The 18,731-nt window shown below is 55.6% G+C and carries 14 protein-coding genes; 2 read left to right on the top strand and 12 right to left on the bottom strand.

Annotation, left to right across the window (positions count from 1 at the left end; translation table 11 throughout):
- Positions 1–251 precede the first annotated feature (251 nt).
- The 12 genes from GXP70_RS14470 to GXP70_RS14410 all read right to left on the bottom strand — a co-directional run bounded on the left by GXP70_RS14470 (position 252) and on the right by GXP70_RS14410 (position 15,845).
- Positions 252–1,061 carry a Cof-type HAD-IIB family hydrolase gene (locus GXP70_RS14470; protein WP_162357472.1) on the bottom strand — a complete coding sequence of 270 codons (810 nt, stop codon included), beginning with the start codon at positions 1,059–1,061 and terminating at the stop codon, positions 252–254.
- Positions 1,054–1,830 (bottom strand): DeoR/GlpR family DNA-binding transcription regulator, encoded by a 777-nt coding sequence (locus GXP70_RS14465; RefSeq protein ID WP_162357471.1) that lies wholly within the window; start codon positions 1,828–1,830, stop codon positions 1,054–1,056. The genes GXP70_RS14470 and GXP70_RS14465 overlap by 8 nt, the downstream gene beginning before the upstream one ends.
- A gap of 251 nt (positions 1,831–2,081) precedes the next feature.
- Entirely contained in the window at positions 2,082–2,459 is a 378-nt protein-coding gene (locus tag GXP70_RS14460) for a DUF120 domain-containing protein (RefSeq protein WP_225442803.1), read from the bottom strand.
- Positions 2,460–2,488: 29 nt separating this feature from the next.
- Positions 2,489–2,905 carry a GNAT family N-acetyltransferase gene (locus GXP70_RS14455; RefSeq protein WP_162357470.1) on the bottom strand — a complete coding sequence of 139 codons (417 nt, stop codon included), beginning with the start codon at positions 2,903–2,905 and terminating at the stop codon, positions 2,489–2,491.
- A 341-nt stretch (positions 2,906–3,246) separates the two neighbouring features.
- Positions 3,247–3,924: an HAD family hydrolase gene (locus GXP70_RS14450; protein WP_162357469.1), complete on the bottom strand. Its 678-nt coding sequence runs from the start codon at positions 3,922–3,924 to the stop codon at positions 3,247–3,249.
- A 454-nt stretch (positions 3,925–4,378) separates the two neighbouring features.
- The gene (locus tag GXP70_RS14440; protein ID WP_162357467.1) at positions 4,379–4,816 is read right to left on the bottom strand and encodes a hypothetical protein; all 438 of its coding nucleotides are present in this window, start codon (positions 4,814–4,816) and stop codon (positions 4,379–4,381) included.
- 60 nt (positions 4,817–4,876) lie between these two features.
- Positions 4,877–6,505, bottom strand: a complete 1,629-nt coding sequence (locus GXP70_RS14435; RefSeq protein WP_162357466.1) for an AraC family transcriptional regulator — start codon at positions 6,503–6,505, stop codon at positions 4,877–4,879.
- 111 nt (positions 6,506–6,616) lie between these two features.
- Positions 6,617–7,693, bottom strand: a complete 1,077-nt coding sequence (locus GXP70_RS14430; protein WP_162357465.1) for an ABC transporter substrate-binding protein — start codon at positions 7,691–7,693, stop codon at positions 6,617–6,619.
- Between the two features lie 302 nt (positions 7,694–7,995).
- Positions 7,996–9,279 carry an ATP-binding protein gene (locus GXP70_RS14425; RefSeq protein ID WP_162357464.1) on the bottom strand — a complete coding sequence of 428 codons (1,284 nt, stop codon included), beginning with the start codon at positions 9,277–9,279 and terminating at the stop codon, positions 7,996–7,998.
- A gap of 220 nt (positions 9,280–9,499) precedes the next feature.
- Positions 9,500–9,757, bottom strand: coding sequence for a 50S ribosomal protein L33 (locus GXP70_RS14420; protein WP_162357463.1), 258 nt, complete (start codon positions 9,755–9,757; stop codon positions 9,500–9,502).
- Positions 9,758–10,047: 290 nt separating this feature from the next.
- Complete coding sequence (locus GXP70_RS14415; RefSeq protein ID WP_162357462.1) at positions 10,048–10,959, bottom strand: VOC family protein; 912 nt, start codon at positions 10,957–10,959, stop codon at positions 10,048–10,050.
- A 218-nt stretch (positions 10,960–11,177) separates the two neighbouring features.
- Positions 11,178–15,845: a family 16 glycosylhydrolase gene (locus GXP70_RS14410; protein ID WP_162357461.1), complete on the bottom strand. Its 4,668-nt coding sequence runs from the start codon at positions 15,843–15,845 to the stop codon at positions 11,178–11,180.
- Positions 15,846–16,134: 289 nt separating this feature from the next.
- Between GXP70_RS14410 and GXP70_RS14405 the strand changes: the two genes are divergently transcribed.
- A complete protein-coding gene (locus tag GXP70_RS14405) occupies positions 16,135–17,574 on the top strand; it encodes a spore germination protein (RefSeq protein ID WP_162357460.1) in 1,440 nt (479 codons plus the stop codon).
- Positions 17,575–17,579: 5 nt separating this feature from the next.
- A complete protein-coding gene (locus GXP70_RS14400) occupies positions 17,580–18,722 on the top strand; it encodes a Ger(x)C family spore germination protein (protein WP_162357459.1) in 1,143 nt (380 codons plus the stop codon).
- Positions 18,723–18,731: the final 9 nt, after the last annotated feature.

The following is an 18,731-nucleotide window of genomic DNA, read 5'->3' as shown; positions in this document are numbered from 1 at the left end:
TCGCGAAGCCGGCTGGTTCGTAGCGGCACCAGCAGACCATGACACGCAGACGAACAGGAGCTGTTCGTGCGCCAAGAAGCCGTTTACCACGAGCCTGCTCGAAGCAGCGTATCGTTCTCAACAATCTGACCCGCTCATGGAAATCCGAGTCTGCCGTTTTTGTTGGCGCGCAAGCGGTGACAAGCCAGTCCATCACCGGCCAGAATTCCATCGGTCTGCACGTAACTTTGTTTCTAGCACGCCTCTGCTTCTTAGTTCCCTACCGCCTGGAGATTTCTGTCCATTACCCGTTCGATCGCCTCGGCCACAGAATGGACGACCTCGCTCGCCTGGGCGCGTACGGTCTCGGGACTTCCGCTCATGGCGAAGCTATGCGGCGTTATCGCGAACATGGACAGGTCGTTGAATGAATCGCCGATGCATGCCGCTTCTTCCGGTTCAAGACCAAGCTTCCGGATCAGCCGCGATAATCCTGCGCCTTTGGAGACATGAAGCGGCATCACATCGAGACAGTCCTTATCGCTGATGAAGGTTTCGATCTGCCCTGCAAATCGGTCAGCCAGAAGAGCCTGCAGCCCGTTCAGCTTCTCCAGTTCCCCGAAGAAGGATAGCTTGCTGCACCGCAGCGCATCGGCTGCCAGCGCCTGTTCCAAATCGGCATGAATCGAGGCGTCGATCATAATCCGTGCCTCATAAGGTATAGCTTGTTCATTGCGTACCCGGGCAAAATACGAATCGTCGGTGCAATGGATAAAGTTCACGAATGCGTCCTTGTCGACAGCTTGCAGCAATCGAACGGCCATGTCCGGCATGAATTCCGTCGTTGTCAGCAGCTGCCGGCTGCTGAGATGAACGGTTGCCCCATTCTGTCCGACAGCATGGTAACCGTGCGCAAACGGCTGCATGATAATTTGAATTTCCGCATTCATCCGGCCGGATGCGATGCACATCTCGAATCCGTTCGCTTGAGCCTTGGTGATCGCCCGCAGATCCCGGTCATCGATTTGTTTGCTGTGATTCAATAACGTACCGTCCAAGTCGCTCACGATGAGTTTAATCATCCGAATCTTCCTCCCCTATAACAAGCAGTTCCACATGATGCTCGGCAAGCTTTTCCATGAATTCACGTTCTGGCCTCCGGTCTGTAATAAGCAGATCAATGGCGTCCAGTCCGGCGATTCTGTAGAACATCTGGTCGCCGAATTTCGTATGATCGGCCAATACAATGACTTGATTCGCCTTCTTGATCATTTCGCGCTTCACCACGCCGTCGTCCACATCCGGATAAGACAAGCCGCTGGCCGTAATTCCGCAAGCGCCGAGCAATAATTTGTCGACTTGATAATTGGCCAAACTATCGATTGCGGCCTGCCCGAACAGAAACCGGTGCTGGGCATTCAATTCGCCGCCTAACAAGTACGTCCGTACCGACTTCTTCTTCGACAGGGCGTCCGCGATATCGATCGAGCTCGTCACGACGACAACTTGCTCCGCCGCCAGATGCTCGGCCGCGAACTGCACGGTCGTCGAAGCATCCATCATAATATAGTCGTCGTTGTTCACCAGCGAGGCGGCAAGCTTCCCGATGTCGTGCTTCACGCTTGATTCCATGACCAGCCGGTCCTTGTACTCTAGTATTTCTTTCGATTTCATCGGAAGGACCGCTCCTCCGTGCGTACGGAGAATCAACCCGAGCTCCTCCATTCGCAGCAGATCGCGGCGCGCCGTGTCGCGGGAAACCTCGAACTGCTGGCAGATGTCTTTAATATCGATCCGTTTGTTCCGGTTCAAATGCTCCATAATCCCGTTCATGCGTTCTTCTTGAAACATGTTTAAGCCCCCCTTCTAACCCGTGCTTATATAGCATCCATCATACAATATAATATAAGTCATTTTATGCGTATATCGTGTTTTATGCAACATATATTTAGAATCGGATTATAAATACTTAAATATGCGCACAAAAAAAAACAACCTCCAGCCTAGTGGAAAGGATAAGAGGTTGTTGCTTTATCTTCAGATCATCGCCAATCCGCCTGCCGCGTCGCGAATGGACAGGCTGCTCGGGAAGGTTGTGCCTGCTAGTTTACTACTTCCACTTCAACGATGTCTCCGTCTTGTAAGTTGTACCGGTCGCGTAATCTAACATCCGTTGCGATTTCGATAATGGTTCGGGGATGATCGCCGTTACCGGAAGCATTGCCGTCCGTTCGTAAGATGAAAGCCTCTCGTCCGAATATCGAGCATAATTGAATGCTAACCGAGACAGTCCCGTTGTATTCTTCTTTTTCCAGCCGAATGGCATGCATCGGTAAGTCATACGGTGCATTGAGTTCGATATTTAATGTTCCCGGGTACAGCTTCATCCCCGTCTTGGCTTCATAATACGCGCTTAGCTTCTCAATCCAATATGAAAAGTTCCCTATACCTGTTACCACTCTTCCTTTAAGCGTTGTCATCTCCCCACTCCCCTTATCCGCCATTGAGATTATTCATCGAGCGTCTTTCGGAATCCGTAGAAGCTTCGATAGCCCGATTTTTCGTAGTAGGCGCGTGAACTCTTCGTTGCCAATAACTCCATTCTCGTTTTTGGATATAAGCTGTGAACATATTGCAAGAGAACGGTTGCAATACCCAAACCGCGAAATTCCTTTTTAATTAATAGCTCGCATAGATAGATGGATATCTGCGTGTCTGTGAATCCTCTTACATAGCCTATTACATTGGCTTCGTCTGTGACGACGAATTTTATATTCGACTTAAGCCAGGCCTCTTTAGTTTCCTCGCCTCTGCCGACTAGATTACTCCATCCTTCTTCGAGGTTCAGTTGCTGGACGCCATCAAAGTCCAGCACCTCAAAGGGTCGAATCGTTACTTGATGATTGCTTTTCGTAATGACCTCCATGCGTGTATGCTCTCCTTTACCTGCTAACATGCTCCTATCGCCTATTATATGTTAGTTAAGAACTCTGCAGATTCAGTATATGCTTTCGCCCAATTAGCGAAAGAAAGCTTACTGTCCCAGGTAACATTATTAGTCGCATATTAACTTCCCGGATAAGCCCGGTTGCCAGCTCTTGTTCGCTAATATGCCTGCCCGAAAGGCGCGACATTATCGAATATTTCCATCCGAATATATCTTCTGCTTCATCAATAAAATATCTGCATTGCAGCGGTTATTTTAGTTCACCCAATTTGTTCGAAGAAAAGAAGATTTCCGTAGTCAAGCTCGATCACCACCGGTATTCATTCATTTTCCATGAGATGTATGATTTCAGTAAGCTGCGAGATTCGCAGATCTTCCCCGTAATCCTTAGTCGTGCTTTCCCTATTGATCAGGATCGAAACCGTTCCGGCATTAATTGCTGCTGCGACGTCTTTCTTTTCGTTTCCGACTACCGCGATTTTTGAAACATCGACGCCGAAGCGCTCTGCGATGATTTCGATTCCTTTTGCATTAGGCTTACGATATCCGCAGTCCGTTGAGGTTAGGAAGTAATCGATTTTATCTTCAAACGCACGAATATCCTGCATCAGAACCTCTGTCGGCATGCCGGTCGGTACATCCGTTAGAATCCCGATTTTATATCCCTTCACATGAAGGTAATCAATCACGCTGATGGTCTCCGGATAGATCATCACGGTCTGTTGGAAATAGGCGAAAAAAGCTGCGATTGCGGTATCGATCATCTCGTCTGCGATACGCCATCCATGAAATACATCGGCAAATATATAGGCGGGCTGGTACTCTATCTCTCGCGGGTACAGTCGGGGATTATATGTTTTAAGCGTTTCTGCAGCTGCGTGAATATGTTCTTCTGCGGCATGCAAGTTTAACTGGTCCGAGACCTGTTTAAACGCCGGCACGTAATAATCCCCCCAATATTGAGGGAATCCTTCGTAATCGATTAGCGTTCCGCCCAAATCAAAAATAAAAGCTTCCCGCCTCCAATCTCCCCGAGAGTCAATCGTAGTATGCTTAAGAAGTCACCAATGCCTTAATTTGATGCTCATGCTGTAGAACCCAGTGGATTCGCTTCAGCTTTATTTCCGTATCCCCCATCAGAATGTAATTGCTGGGAAGAAATAGGATTGCATAAATGAAGAGATCCGTTTCTTCACTTGTAAGGGTAATCTGACTGCAATAGGCCTTCATCAGCGCTTTGGCCGCCGTCCAATTAAACGCCAGCTCATCGGACAATAAACCAAACAAAGGGGCACCGAACTCGATTATTCTTGGCTAACCCGCATCCATCCCAATCGATCAGCGTGATATCGTTATCCGACTCGTTCAAGATCCAGTTACTCCTTCCTATATCGCCGTGGATAAGGGCTCGGGGCAGGGCTGATAAGGTGCCGAATGATTCCAGGCATCCCTTCAAAATCGATTGATGATGAGGTGCCGCATAGGGAAGTCGGTCGTACGCTGAGTTTCCCCTTCCATATAGGCGTATACGTAGCAGATCATGCCGTCGGATTCCAGAAAAATCTGCTTCCCCGAAGGTTTTCTGAGCTTGAAGAGGTGGGGATAATTGTGTTTATGCAGATGATTATAAACGGAAAACAAATCCGAATCGCGATTATTCTTGCCCTTAACGACATACTTCCCTTCATTCGTACGCAGGAGTGCTACATACGCTGAGCCATATCCTTCGAAGTACTTCTCGACCGTTAATGCAGCAAAGCCGTAAGCCCTTTTGATTTCTTCTTGAAGCGCTTCGGAAATCATGGTATCCCCCTTAATAGAGCGAAAAAAGAAAAGCGCCTCGGTACGACGGGAATCCTCGACGGGCCGCAGCCCAATACATCCCATCATCCAGCAAGACGCTCTACTTATGAAGTTTATAGCGCAATTGAATCGAAATCAACTGCCCGATCAACGCCGCTCCGTCCGCAGCAGCTCGGTCATGCCGTCCAGCTGCCATTCCAGCGCGATCGAGCCGTCCAGCGACCAAGACTCGTCCATGAAATAGACTCGCCCCCGCTTGGCGGCTTCCATGGCTGCCCACGCCGGATTGCGCAGCAGCTCCGACAGCGTCTCGCGGGCGACGGCGTGCCTGCCCGACACGACGAAGACGCGATCCGCTTCGTATGCTGCGAACGCATCGGCCGGCACGAACAAGCGCGTATCGCCGCGTTCGGCGATCAAGCGCCGCAGCGAATCCGGCGGCTCGAAGCCGAGCACGTCGTAGAGCACGGGCGCCTCTTCCGGCCGGTACAGATAGAGCGCCCTGTCGACGACGTGGAAGAAGACGGCTGTCTCGCGCCGACCGATTTCCTTGCGGAGCGCCGCCTTCAATCGCGCCGCCTTCACCCGGTACCGCGCCAGCCACTCGCGCGCTTCGGCTCGCTTGCCGACGATCTCCGCCGCGTCCGCCAGCTGCCGGAACATGCATCTGCCCGTCAACAGCGTCTCCGTCGGAGCGATCCGCTTCAACTCGTCCGCGAATGCCGGCGACGTATACGCATTCACGAGAATGAGATCGGGCCGCAGCGCCTGAACCTGTTCCAGGCCGTTCGCGTTCATGTCGATCGGCTGCACGCCGACGGTATGCGACCCGCGCAGCCAGTCCAACAGGCTGTGCTCGGCGGCCAGCGGCTTGCTGCCGAGCGAGAGCATATCGCCATAATGCGTGAACGCGACGACCCGCGGCTGCGAGCGCGCGTACGTGCGCGGCGTGTGACCCGTCAACTGCCGGAATCGACGGCTGAAATAATATTCATCGTGGAACCCGACCTTGCGGGCGACCGCGGCAAGCGGCTCGTCCGAAGCGAACAGCAGCTCCTTCGCCCGTTCGATTCGCAGCTCGGCAATATATTCATTCGGGTTCCGGCCTGTCAGCTCCCGGAAGAGGCGGCGGAATTGCCAGACGCCGAGATTGGCATCGCTCGCCATCCGCTCGATCGACCATTCCTCGCGGAAATCCCGGCTCAGCCGCTCGACGATCCGTTCGACCGCGGATCGCGAGTCCACCCGCGCGCCCAGCTCCGCGCGGAACTGCTCGAACGCGAACAGCAGCAGCTCCTGGAACCGAATATGCGCGCGCATCCGACTCAGCGCGTCATCCGGCGCTGCTTGATCGGCCGACAGGGCTTCCAGCTGACCGGTCAGCCGCGCGAACGCTTCGGACAAGGCGGTGATCCGGCCGCGCCAAGGCAGTTCCGCAAGTCCGGTATCGGTCGCGCCGCAGCCGGCGCCGGGCCACGCTGGCATCAACCGCACGAACGCCAGCTCATAATAGCGGAAGCCGCTGTCGCCGCCAGCGCCGATATGCCATTCATCGGCTCCCAGCAGGACGCAATCTCCCTGCCGCGCCGTGAAGTCGGACGCGCCGGAGCGGAAGCGGCCCGCCCCTTCCGTCACCGCGAATAGCCGGTACGCATTCGCGCCGATCGACGCCGCCTCAGTCCAGCCCGACGAGCGGGCATGCAGCGCCAAGCCCGTCTGCATGAACAACAGCCCGGACAGCCCGGGCGCTTCCGCCGATGGTTGCCGATCTATCATGAAGAAGCTCCTCTCTACAGGGAGTGAGATGATTCGAGAGTTAACAAAGAAAAAAGGAAATCCATCGACCGTGAAGTCGACGGCATTTCCTTATTGGATGAATCTCGGCGCTTATTTGCCCGTGAGATGGGCCGTAGTTTCGTCCAGCTGGGCGTCCAGCGACGTCGCGTCGCCGAGGCCCCATTTGTTCGTCACCTCATAGACTTTGCCGCTCTTGACCGCGGCGAGCGACTGCCAGACCGCGCTCTTCTTCAACGCTTCGAACGTCGACTTCGTTGCTTCGCCGGTATCGTCCATTTCCACGAAGAGGCGATCCGGCGCGAACGTCGTCAGGGATTCCAGCGTTACCGTTTCCCAGCCGAAGTTTTCGTCTTTCTTCAGCAGCGGCTCCATCTTCGCGGGCGGTTGGAAGCCCAGCTGACGATAGAGCGTGAAGCCTCCGTTGCGAACGCCGGAGATCCCCATGTCCTTGCCGGAAATGATGAGCAGCAGCGCCGTTTCCTTGGATTCGCCGTCCGGATGGATCAGCGCTTTGGTCGCGGCTGCCTTGGCTTCGTATTTGGCGATCCACTGCTCCGCTTCCGGTTTCTTGTCCAGCAGATCGGCGACGGCACGCAGATGCTCGTAAGGATCCGGCGTCCAGAATGGCAGGATGACGGTCGGCGAAATCTTCTTAAGCTGATCGACGACGTTCGCTTCGTCGGTATCGTCCGACACGATCAAATCCGGCGAAAGCGCGAGCAGGCTCTCCATGTTCACGGGCCGGTCGCCGATGCTGACGGCCCCGGACAATGCGTCGCCATACGTATCCAGCTCGTAAGCGGTCGTGTAGGCGGGCTTGACGCCAAGTGCGAGCATATCGCCGACATAATTAATCGCGACAAGCTTCTGCGGCGCCGATGGCACCGTAATTTCATTGCCCGCCGAATCCTTGTACGTGCGGGTCTCCGGCTGATCGGCGGCCGCGTTCCTCGCGCCGGCCGGCTTGTCGTTCCCGGCGTTGGCTGCCGTTCCGGCATTCCCGGCATTCGCCGAATCATCGGCTTTCGCCGTATCGCCGGCATTGTCGGCCGTCCCGGCATTGGCTCCGTTCTTGTTCGCCGTGTCCCCATTCGATCCGCACGCGGCGGTGAAGGTCAACAACGCCGCTGCGACGAGGACCAGTGATAACGTCTTCCATTTTGACATCGGTAGCTCTTCCCCCAATAATGATAATCAATCTCAATTGATTCTACTATACAGGATCGAACCGATACTCGCAAATGGACGAAACTGAGATTTCGCTTGTACAAAAAGAGGTTTTTCGGGCGAACGGCTTCTCGCCGAATGGGATGTAAGTATACGGGAGGCGCTGGCTGGTCGCCATGAAGCGCCATGGCCGGTCTGCCGGAGGTCGTCAGTTCAGGATCATCAATTCAGGATCGTCAATCCAGGATCGTCAGTCCCAGCTTGAGCTGCTGTTCGATCCAATAGACTTTCTACCGCCTTCGCTAGTCTTGCTCCCGTTGCCCGGCAACCGTCGCCGTCGTGACCGGGAATGAAATCTCGAATACGCTGCCTTTGTTGACTTCGCTTTCCACATGGATCGTTCCGCTCATGGCCCGAATAATACTGAAGGCGACCATTGTACCGAGGCCGGTGCCTTTCTCCTTCGTGGAATAGTAGGGCGTGCCGAGCCGCTGTATCTGATTCACGGTCATGCCGCAGCCCGTATCTTGGATTCGCAAGACGACGGCGCCGCGATTCATGAGCACCGCAATATCGACTTGGCCATTGGGGGCAGCCTCGATACTATTTTTGACGATGTTGATGATGCTTTGACGAAATTGCTGGCTGTCCCCGAGTATCGGCTGATCGGTTTCGACCGCAATCGTTAGCGCTGCTTGCTGCATGTTCGCGTACGGCGTCAATACGCTAACCACCTGATGAAGCTCTTCGCCAATAACGAGCGGCGTCATTTTGGCCATTTGCGGCTTGGCGAAAGTCAAGTAATCCGAAATGATGTTGATCGCGGTACTCAGTTCATGCAGCGCCACTTCGGTCAAGTTCACGCGTTTATCCCTGGATAGCTCCTTCTCTTTGAACAATTGCAGGAGTCCCTTGACGGTCGTAAGCGGATTGCGAATCTCATGCGATACGCTCGCGGCGATCTGGCTGATAACCCGCATCTTCTCGATCTCTTGCAGTTCGAGTTGAATGCGGTAATGGCTGCTGACCAGTTCTACGAGATATACCGTTACCCAGATCGCCGTAAACTCGATCCACTTGAATACGATGAGATGCATCAATTCGCTGAAGGTAAAGAGGCCGAGGCCGAACCAGACCAGCTTGAGCAGCATCGGAAGCAGCGCCGCGGACACGACGATCGCCTGGAATAGTCTCTTGGGGCTGTTTAATTGTACTTTCCATGTAATGGCGGCAAGGCTGAAGTAGGTTGCGGAAGCCGACAATAAAGCGAAGAAAGCTCCTTCCCCAAAGCCGATCATACAGCGGTATGCCATTAAGATAACGAGCAGCGCTGCGCCGACCCACGGACCGCCGTAGATAACGCCAAGCACAAGGGGAATAAGCCGAAAATCCAGCAAGTAACGCGTTCCGTATGGATACGGAAATGTCATGCAGAGGATGAGCGTGACGCTCAAAAAAGCGAACAAGACGATTTGTTGAACCTTCCCCGTCTTCTCACCGTATTTGGTCCAGAACACGAAATAGAGGATGGACGGGATGCAAATAAACATAAAGTTGCCGACGATGCCCTGCATGATTTCTGCCAATAGGTTCTCCACCTTTAAGAAGACATTACCTAGTCATTCGCTTTATCTGACCGTTTTCCTCTCAAATGACAACAAATTTCGGTAATAGATGCAATTTATGTATCCGGGCGGCGACCGGAATTTACAAACAAAAAACCGCAATTTATGCGGTCCATAAGCAGATCGGATCATGTTTATACCCCTTCTCGTTCTTCTTTCTCTAGCCCGCAGCCGGCCAAGACTAATAGAAGAATCCTCCGCCAAAACCGCCGACGCCGCCGAACCCCGCAAACAGGCCGATTGCGAGTAAATCGAAGAGCAGCAACGGAATCAGAAACTTCGCTTTCACCGTTTCCCCTTTTTCCTGCCTGTACTGCGTAAGAATCACGCGATTCCCCCGGATCTGCGTCACTGTGCCGGTAACGATCGTCCCGTCCTTCTTGACCGCGTAGATCTTCTTGCCGTAGTATTTCGAAATCTGTTTTTTGCTGACAGCCATACGTCATTCCTCCTCTTCAAATGGACAAGTACTGCATGATTATTCTATTCAACCGCATCGCGAATGGACTGGGATTCTGATAGATTCGGTTCGCGCATGCGCTATTTTGGGGCATGTGCATGCTCGGATGATGCGCTGCAAGCAAACAGGAAAAACCGCATGTCGGGCACAAAAGCCCGGACATGCGGCGTATGAACGCTAGGTCTCGACTATATCCATTCTTCGCGAAGCGTCGAGCTTGGCTGTGCTGACGCTTCGCGAGGCGCGTCGAACCTGCTAGTTCTGTTCCGTTAACCCTCGTAGGCTCGCTGCAAGGCCGCGAGATCGAACTTCTTCATGCTCATGAACGCCCGGGTTACCCGTGCTCGCTGTTCAGGCGTACCGTTTCGCGTCATCTCATCCATGCTCCGCGGCACGATTTGCCACGACAACCCGTATTGATCCTTCAACCAGCCGCATTGCTCGGCAGCCGGGACCGCCGAGAGACGTTCCCAATAATGGTCGATTTCCGCTTGCGTATCGCAATAGACCATGAAGGAGATGGCTTCGTTAAATTGGAAATTGTGCTCGCGCGCGCTGTCCATCGCGGCAAGCCAGAGCCCTTCGAGCCGAAAATCGGCAAACATGACGCTCCCCGCCTGTTCGGGCTCCATGCCCGGCGGATATCGAAGGAGATTCCCCGGCTTCGCATGCTCGAATACGGAGGTGTAGAAGCGAATCGCTTCTTCCGCCTTGCCGCAATTCTCGCCGACGAACATGAGCGACGGCACGATCGCCGGCCGCTCCTCTCCGTCCGGATCGGTCAGCATAAGCTGCCAAGACACCCCATACTTGTCCTGAATCCAGCCGAACCGCTTGCTGAACGGATACTCGCCGAGCGGCATCAGCGGCATGCCGCCGTCGGACAGATGATTCCACATCGACTGAAGCATGTTAGCCGCATCAGGCTCCCGGGACGGGTCGAAATTAACGATGAACGACACGGACGGATTGAACGCGAATACCGGTCCGGCGCTGATTGCGGCAAATTGCTGCCCCCAGAGCTCGAACGCGACGATGTCGCAGTCTCCCGACGGCGTGCCGCTGATCGTCGACACCTGCGTCACCTTGGCTTGCGGGAAGATGGACGCGTACCAGTAGGCGGCTTCCTTCGCCTCCTTGTCGAACCACAGATGCGGAATGATCGTTTGCTTGGTCGTCATTGCAATTCCTCCTTTTGGTTACCGTTTACCCCTTAATCCAGTCGCACAAGGTACATTTCGCCGTAGATTGACGAAAGCCCTTTGTCCCGCTTGAAGTGCCGGGCAAACATCGACATCAAGCCGGATTAACCTGTCGAACATGATAACAAACCGGAAACCGCCCGCCGTTCAAACGGCGGGCGATATCCTTATTCGTTCGTCTATGCAGGGCTTAACCGTCAACCATTCTTGAAATCCAGTTTGCCATTCTTGACCGTAATCACTCTTGGCTTGCCGGAGTTGTTCCACAGCTGCTGGGTGGTAACCGTATACTTGCCATCCTTGGTGATAATGGTGACCGTTTTGCCGATGTTCTTGAACAGGCTGACATTGATCGTTACTTTCACGGCGGCGGTATTGGCGGCAGAGAGGTCGATGGCGATGTCTTTGCCCGCATTGTTCAAGATACTTTGCACCAGCGACTTGTCGCTCAGGTCAAGCAGCGCCGTGCCGTTCTGCACCGTGAAGCGTACCTGCACGCCGCTAATGTTCACGGTGTCCGCCGGTGCCGCTGCCGCCCGAATGACGGTGATCGTGTAGATCTTCTTCGTACCGTCCTGGGCTGTCACGGTGACAGGGATGACGTTCGTGCCGATCGCCAGATCATGGGTTCCATCTCCAGCCACCGAGGCATTGGCGTCATTGGCCGCCGCGTGAATCACGATGGAATCGGTTGCGTTGTCCACATTGACCGTGTATGCGGTGCTTGCCGGGTCAAAGGCCGGAGCCAGCGCAGCCGCGTCAACCGTTAAGCTTCCCAGTGCCGCATCGTCGGAAAGCTGCTGCCGCGGTCCTTCCAGCAGCAATTCGCCCATGCCCGCGCCTTTCGCGCCGGTGGCAATCCCGTCGAAGTAGGCCAGGTATCCTCTGGCGCCGGAAGCCGAATCGTTCACCACTAAGGCGATATGATACACGTCGCCCGCAGCAACCGCAGCGCCGTCCACTCCGAGGTAGGACCACTTGACCGCGATTTCGTACGTCGTCGTACCGGCAGCAGCGTCGCGGACGATCGCGGTTGCAGCATCGGAAGCAGGTATTGCGCTGTTCGCGCCTGTCAGAGACCCGTCCGCGCCCCAGTTCCACTGCGTCATGCCGGAATCATTGCTGTTCAAGGCGAAGCCCAACTCGCGATAGCCGAGCGGACCTCGCAGCGCAGCCTGTATCCCATCCCCCATCCAGATATTGCCGCCGCTGTTGGTCTGGTTAAATGACGGCGTGTTGACCGTCACGCCGAGATACAAGTTCTGATTGTCCCAGGTCAGTTTCCCGGCCGCGGTGACGCCGGGATCCATGCTGGAAGCGGTCCCCTTGTTCAGATCGATCGTTTGGGCGTCAGCCCATGCCGCGTCGTTCAATGCACCGTCGACCGTCACCGGCTGGTTAGCAGGCGAGGCGTACACAACGCCTAGCGTCGTGCTTGCCGTGCCCGTCCCGGCGCCGATTACGGTCGTATCGGTATACGCTGCGGTATACTTCGTACTCACTTCGGTCGCGGAAGGCGTGACGTCGTAATAGAACTTCGCCGGCGCGCCCGCATTCACCGTGTACGGCTGCGTATTGCCCTGGAACGTCAATTCGCCGGATTGCGGATCTCCCGAAGCAGCCACGTTGGTCAGCGTCGCCACAACCTGCCATTTCGACGCAGCCTTGTCGTATGCCGTGCCCAGGTCCAGTTTTACGTAATCCGTCAGGTTAACGCGTTGATTCGGCGGAATCTGGACATGCTTCGGCTGATCGTAGACCTTCACGTAATCCACCAGCATTTGCGCGCCATTGAATCCTGCCGGCAGCGCGCCCGCCCAGCTCGCGCCCTCGACCGACAGAAGGATGTTCGTCGGATTCTGACAGATCCCGGGCGTATTGCCGTTCCCATCCTGCGTGTTCCGGTCGATGCGCGCGACTTCTACGTCATCCACGTAATAAATGTACTCGTACGGCGACCAATCCATCGCGAAGGTGTGGAAATTGCCGTCGTACACGCTTGGATAGTTGGTCGTGATACCCAATGATTTGTGATTCGATCCGTATCCGTCCCAGTGGATGGCGCTGTCAATATCCCCGGTTTCGTTATGGATCGACTCGACAATGTCGTTCTCGGTGCCGTCGATGCCTTGGTCCCCTTCGGCAAGCACGATCGAAGCGTATTTCCAGAATGCGCCCCACGTTCCCGAGACGACCGGGAACTTGATCCTGGCCTCGTAATAGCCATAGCCGCTGATGAAATCGTTCTTCTGCATGACTGCGCCCGCGTCGATGAAGTTGGCTTGATCCGATGCGGACAAGCCGGAATAGTAATCCGTGCCGCCGTTCGGATCCTTCTCGATGTTGATGGCCAGGTTGCCTTGGCCATCGACCGCTACCTCGTTCGGCAGCCATACGCTGCGGCCCTGACGCGGCTGCGCGGATTCCACCGTCCATTTGCTCGTATCGACGCTCGTTCCGTTGAACTCGTCCGCGAATACCAAGTCGTCTTCCCCGAACGGGTTTGCCGTGCTGCCCGTCGGCGCGAATTCGATCGTCTCCACGAGGTTGTCGCCGTCCGCCGCGACTGTCGCGTCGGTCACCGTTATCCCGTCTACTGCCGGAACGCCGGTTATATTCGCCGGATCGACCCCATCGAACGTCGTGGAGGCGATCATCGGCGTAAGCGTGACTTTGGCGGTATAGGCCGTGTCCGTATCGAACGTCGACGTAATTTCCGGACTCCATTCAACGGTCGTCTTATACGTGTTCGATGGATCCGGATATTGGTACCGGCCGACCGGATACTTGCCGGCCGCCGGTGCCGGGATCGGCAGGAAATTCGCCGTCGGCATCACGTTCTTGCTGCCGGTGTCGCCCGCGTGTCGAATGACATTGATGGTCGAGTTCGCGACAGCTAATGTATAGTTACCGTCGGTATGCATGGTCGCCCAGTTATCAAGCGAATAGTTCGGGTCGGAGTACACGGCCACGTTGCCGCCCAACAGTACCGGATGTCCGCCGCTTGAAGTCAGCGCGTTCGAGAACACAAGCGATTCCGATGCGCCCGGAAGGCTGTTATACAGCGAAATGTTGCTGCCGTCGGCCACGATCCGGTAATGGACGGTTTGGCCGACCTCCGGCGCGATTCCCGAGCCGCCCGGGCCGACGCTCTGCCAGGTCTGGTTGTCCGACATGGCCATCCAGGAATTGTCCATGCCAAGCAGGATGTAGTAGTAATGCGTGCCGTTGTCCCGCAACCAGAATTGCAGGCCTCCATGCTCGCCGGAGACAGGCGTGAGATCGAAATTCCATTCGTAGTCCGTCAGCGAAGGGTCGCCGAAATGCGTCGGGTTGCTCGCGTCGCTGCCCGGTAGGACCGTAGCGCTCGCGGGCGAAGCGACCAATGTTCCGATAACGTTATAAGGGATGGCCGTCGTGCCGTATCCCGTGATCGCGCCGGCGGAATCCGTCTGGTAAACCAGCAGCCACTTGTTAGGCGCGACATGCGTGCCGAAAGGCGCGCCAATCGTCAACGGAGCCGCCCCGCCGATCGCGCTGACGTTCGTGCCGGCAGCCGGTGCCGCTTGCTGCGTGGAAGAAATCGCGAAATAGTACGAGCCGCCCGCCGAACCGCCGGTCACGTCTGCCGCTTCGAGCGTGCCGTTCGGCAAGGTCGAGACGATTGCCGGATCGGATACGAGCACGGCGGTCAGCGCGCCGATTCCGTCGGGAAGCTCGGGATTCCACTTGCTGTACAGCGTGATGTCCGCGCTCACGGTGTCGGAGGCGAAGTGCCACGGCGCCGAAAGCGCGGAATCCTTGTACCATCCGCCGAAGATAAAGCCCGGACGGGTCGGGTCGGCCGGCTGCGCGATCAGGCTGCCGTTAGTCACGCCTGAAGCCGATGCGACCGCGGTCGCATCGAGCGGAGTGTTGAACGATACCGTATAGGTGTCGGGCTGCCTGGTCACCGTCTCGTCGCGAACGGCATGAATGACCGAATTCGAGATCGTGGCCGCCATCTCGCTGGCGCCGCTTCCGCCGTCGCATAGCGCGAGCGTGACGCCGCCGTTTGCGTACACCGGAACCGGAGAGCCGCCGTTATACACGGCCGTGGAAGTATCCGTCGTGAACGTCGTGCCGCCGACAGTCAACGAAATAACGGGACCTTCGGCTTTGACTTGCACATGCGTCGTTTCATTAAGCGGCGTTGCGCCGACGCCCCCGCCCGTTACCCACTCGCCTGCCGGTCCGAGCTGCAAGCCGGCAAACCAGGATTGCGGAGTTCCCAGCAGCAGATAGTAGAATCGGCCGTCGGCATCCCGTACGTGGAACTGAATATTGCCATCGGTCCACGTCGTCGGCGTGAAGTCGAGGTCCCAGACGTAGTCGGTCCACGAGTCGTCGCCGAGGAGACCGATCGTTTTGGAGCTCCAAGCCGCCCCTGCCGCATTAAAATCGATGTCGGTGGACGCTTCCGGCTGCTTGAAGAGCAATTTGCCGATATTCGCCCATGTCAGCGGGACCTCGGCATAACCGAGAATATGTCCTTCGCTGTCCGCATCGTACACGTACAAGTAATCGCCCTGCATTTGGGCGCTGCCAACGGGCGCGTTCAATGTCAACGGCTGCGCGCCGAGCGATGCTGCCGAATCGGTCGTGTCATCCGGCGGTGCTGCGGCCTGTCCTTCGGATATCGCGTAATACAAATTGCCCGTTGCACCGGTCACATCCGTGACCACGACCTGACCGTCGGCAATATTTCCGTTATCCGTCGACAACGCGACTGTAAGCGCTTCCGAATTTGAAGATGCGAAGACCGGTACGGCGCTCATCGATAGAACTAACGCAACGGAAAGCAGTAATGCAATCATACGCCTCATTAATTTGTACCTCCTGATTGATTTACCGGCGTCGGCCGGTAGTTTTCTGAATACGCCCTGCCTACTCTCTGTTACGGCACCTTCTTTCTATTTTCGATATAGGTCTCTGTCTTCTTCCACATCCTGTGTCAAGTTCCCTTTGACGAAAAAGCACTACGTTTAGCGATTTCTGCCGATCCTCGCAAATCGTCCCGATCCCGAATGGGGAATCCATCCAATATCGCATAGGCTAAACCGGCTCTGCCCATACTATCTTCCAATGACTTTCGAATTGCCGAGGTGGTCGTCCATGAATGCCCTAAGCAGCAGCATTGCAGAGAATGAAGCGTATCTCAGAGCGCAATTCGCCGGCTGCTCGGATATCGTATTCCGATCCTTCAAGCTGAAGGACGGTACGCTGCTATTGCTTGTGTACGTGGATGGTATGACGAAGATGGATAACGTGGAGGATCATATTTTAAAGCCGCTCCTCTTCGACGGCCTGCCGCGCGGCATCGATCGTCTTCAGACGCTCGCCGAGACGATCCAACGCGAATGGCTGCCCCTATCGAACGTCAAGACGGATCAATCCGCCGCCGACCTTGTCACCCATATTCTGCAGGGCAGTCTCGGATTGTTGGCGGACGGCGAAGCAGCCGCGCTTGTCGCGCAAGTTCAAGGCTACGAGAAGCGCAGCATTCAGGAGCCGCAGAAAGAATCGACCTTGCGCGGATCCAAGGAAGGCTTCGTTGAGGTTCTCCGTACGAATACGTCCATGATCCGGCGGCGGATCGTTCATCCGCACTTGAAGATGGAGTCGTATACGATCGGAAGCTATACGCAAACCGAGGTCGTCCTTGCTTTCGTTCAAGGACTCGCGGATGAACGGGTTCTCGCGGACGTACGCGAGAAGCTGGGCAAGATCGAGACGAAGGGCGTGATCGATTCCGCCTATCTCGAGGAATGGCTGGAGGGCAGTTCGTTCTCGCTGTTCCCGCAGATCCAGAATACCGAAAGGCCGGATATTGTGACCGCCTGCCTGCTGGAAGGGAAGGTTTCCCTGATCATGAACGGATCGCCCTTCGCTCTCATACTGCCCATTACGTTCTGGTCCGGGCTGCAGTCGGCGGATGATTATTTCGAACGCTTCGTCTTCGTCGTGCTGACACGGACGATCCGCTACATCATGACATTCGTTTCGTTTGCCTTGCCCGCCATCTATGTCTCCCTCTCCACGTTCCATCCGGAGATGATTCCGAGCAATCTGATGATCAGCATCGCGACCGCCAGAGAGAGCTCGCCGTTCCCGACCGTCATCGAAGTGTTCCTGATGATGTTCATTTTCGATGCTCTGCAAGAAGCCGGCGTTCATCTACCGAATCAGCTCGGTCCCGTAGTCAGCATCATCGGAGCGCTCGTCATCGGTCAAGCCGCCGTCGAAGCGGGCATTATCTCCACGCCGATCATCATCGTGATCTCCTTGACGGGCATTGCCGCCTATACGATTCCGCGCTACAGCGCGACCCTGCCTTTTCGCCTGATCCGCTACCTGATGCTATTCATTTCCGGGTTCCTTGGATTCGTCGGCTTCGCGTTCGGCCTTATTTTCCTGCTGATTCACCTGGTCATGCTGGATTCGTTCGGAACGCCGTTTATGAGCCCCGTAGCGCCGTTCGACGGCAAGCGTATCAAGGATTTGATCATCCGCTTCCCGTTCTGGATGAAGAACGGACGGAACATGAAGGAGTAACCTGGATGATGCGTGTTATGTTCCTCGCGGCATCTGCGCTGCTGCTCGCGCTGCCCCTGTCCGGCTGCACGGATTTCGTCGAACCGAACCAGTTGGCCTTCGTTATGGCGACGGCCGTTGATCATGCCGAGGACGGACAGATCGAAGTCAGTCATCAGATCGTCATCCCTTCCCAGCTCAAGGACGGCGGCAATGCGGATCAATTCATCGTCGTATCGGCGACGGGCAAGAATGTCTACGACGCCAGTTTGAAAATCCAGCGCAAGCTTCCCCGCAGGCTGATGACAAGCCACCGGATTCTGATTGCGATCGGGGAGTCGTTCTTCCATGCGAACGAAGTCGATCTGCTGTTCGATAAACTCGGCAGGGATCCTGCGAACAGTTTTCGGGATATCGTCCTTATGATCAGAGGAGGCAGCGCCAAAAGCTTCGTGATGCTCAAGCATCCGATGGAATACTTGTCCAGCCGCGCCGCAAGCAAAGAGCTTCAGATCAACGGGCTGAAGAACTTTACCTCGAGACAGTTCGTCATTGACAGCCAATCTGACGGTAACCGGCCGGTCGTACCGGTCTTCCGCGTCGAGAACACGGCGCTGGGCAGCGAGAAGCAAACGCCGCTCCCCGTATTCTCGGGGTTCGCCGTTCTGGACAAGCGACTGAAGGCCAGAGGCTTCCTGGAGGTGGACGAAGCCTTCGAAGCGATATGGATGGCCGGGAAAGGCTCGATCGACGGGCTGACAATTCCGTGGAAGTCCGGCCATGGCCTGCTCTCGTTCCGCTTGACCCATCTCGGACGCAGCATCCGCACCGTTCGAGGCAATCCCGGTCAGGTCGTCCTGACTGTCAAAGCGCAGTCCTATCTGCTGGAGAACACGGCTGATCTGGACATGGCCGATGTCGACAAGATAGCCAGCGTTCAGAAGTACGTGAACGCTTACTGCCAGAAGCAGCTGCAGCAAACGATGAATAAGGTCCAGCGCCGGGGAACGGATGTATTCGGCATCGGCGAACACCTCCATCGCCACTATCCTTCCTGGTGGAAACGGCATCGAACGAATTGGGACACGGATTTCAAGACGATCCGCGTGACCGTCAAAACCAATATTCAACTGCGCTCGGTCGGCGTAACCGGCGGGGAGCTCAAATAATGCATTGCG

This window comes from Paenibacillus lycopersici (genome assembly GCF_010119935.1).
Classification (GTDB): Bacteria; Bacillota; Bacilli; order Paenibacillales; family Paenibacillaceae; genus Paenibacillus_Z; species Paenibacillus_Z lycopersici.
The sequence above is the reverse complement of the archived record's forward strand: the minus strand, read 5'-3'. Positions and strand labels throughout refer to the sequence as shown.

Excerpts from the sequence above, each read along its gene's own strand:
- GXP70_RS14410 (WP_162357461.1), bottom strand. The coding sequence starts at position 15,845 with ATGAGGCGTATGATTGCATTACTGCTTTCCGTTGCGTTAGTTCTATCG.
- GXP70_RS14465 (WP_162357471.1), bottom strand. The coding sequence starts at position 1,830 with ATGTTTCAAGAAGAACGCATGAACGGGATTATGGAGCATTTGAACCGG.
- GXP70_RS14435 (WP_162357466.1), bottom strand. The coding sequence starts at position 6,505 with ATGATAGATCGGCAACCATCGGCGGAAGCGCCCGGGCTGTCCGGGCTG.
- GXP70_RS14420 (WP_162357463.1), bottom strand. The coding sequence starts at position 9,757 with ATGGCTGTCAGCAAAAAACAGATTTCGAAATACTACGGCAAGAAGATC.
- GXP70_RS14440 (WP_162357467.1), bottom strand. The coding sequence starts at position 4,816 with ATGATGGGATGTATTGGGCTGCGGCCCGTCGAGGATTCCCGTCGTACC.
- GXP70_RS14405 (WP_162357460.1), top strand. The coding sequence starts at position 16,135 with ATGAATGCCCTAAGCAGCAGCATTGCAGAGAATGAAGCGTATCTCAGA.
- GXP70_RS14470 (WP_162357472.1), bottom strand. The coding sequence starts at position 1,061 with ATGATTAAACTCATCGTGAGCGACTTGGACGGTACGTTATTGAATCAC.
- GXP70_RS14430 (WP_162357465.1), bottom strand. The coding sequence starts at position 7,693 with ATGTCAAAATGGAAGACGTTATCACTGGTCCTCGTCGCAGCGGCGTTG.
- GXP70_RS14415 (WP_162357462.1), bottom strand. The coding sequence starts at position 10,959 with ATGACGACCAAGCAAACGATCATTCCGCATCTGTGGTTCGACAAGGAG.
- GXP70_RS14455 (WP_162357470.1), bottom strand. The coding sequence starts at position 2,905 with ATGGAGGTCATTACGAAAAGCAATCATCAAGTAACGATTCGACCCTTT.
- GXP70_RS14400 (WP_162357459.1), top strand. The coding sequence starts at position 17,580 with ATGATGCGTGTTATGTTCCTCGCGGCATCTGCGCTGCTGCTCGCGCTG.
- GXP70_RS14460 (WP_225442803.1), bottom strand. The coding sequence starts at position 2,459 with ATGACAACGCTTAAAGGAAGAGTGGTAACAGGTATAGGGAACTTTTCA.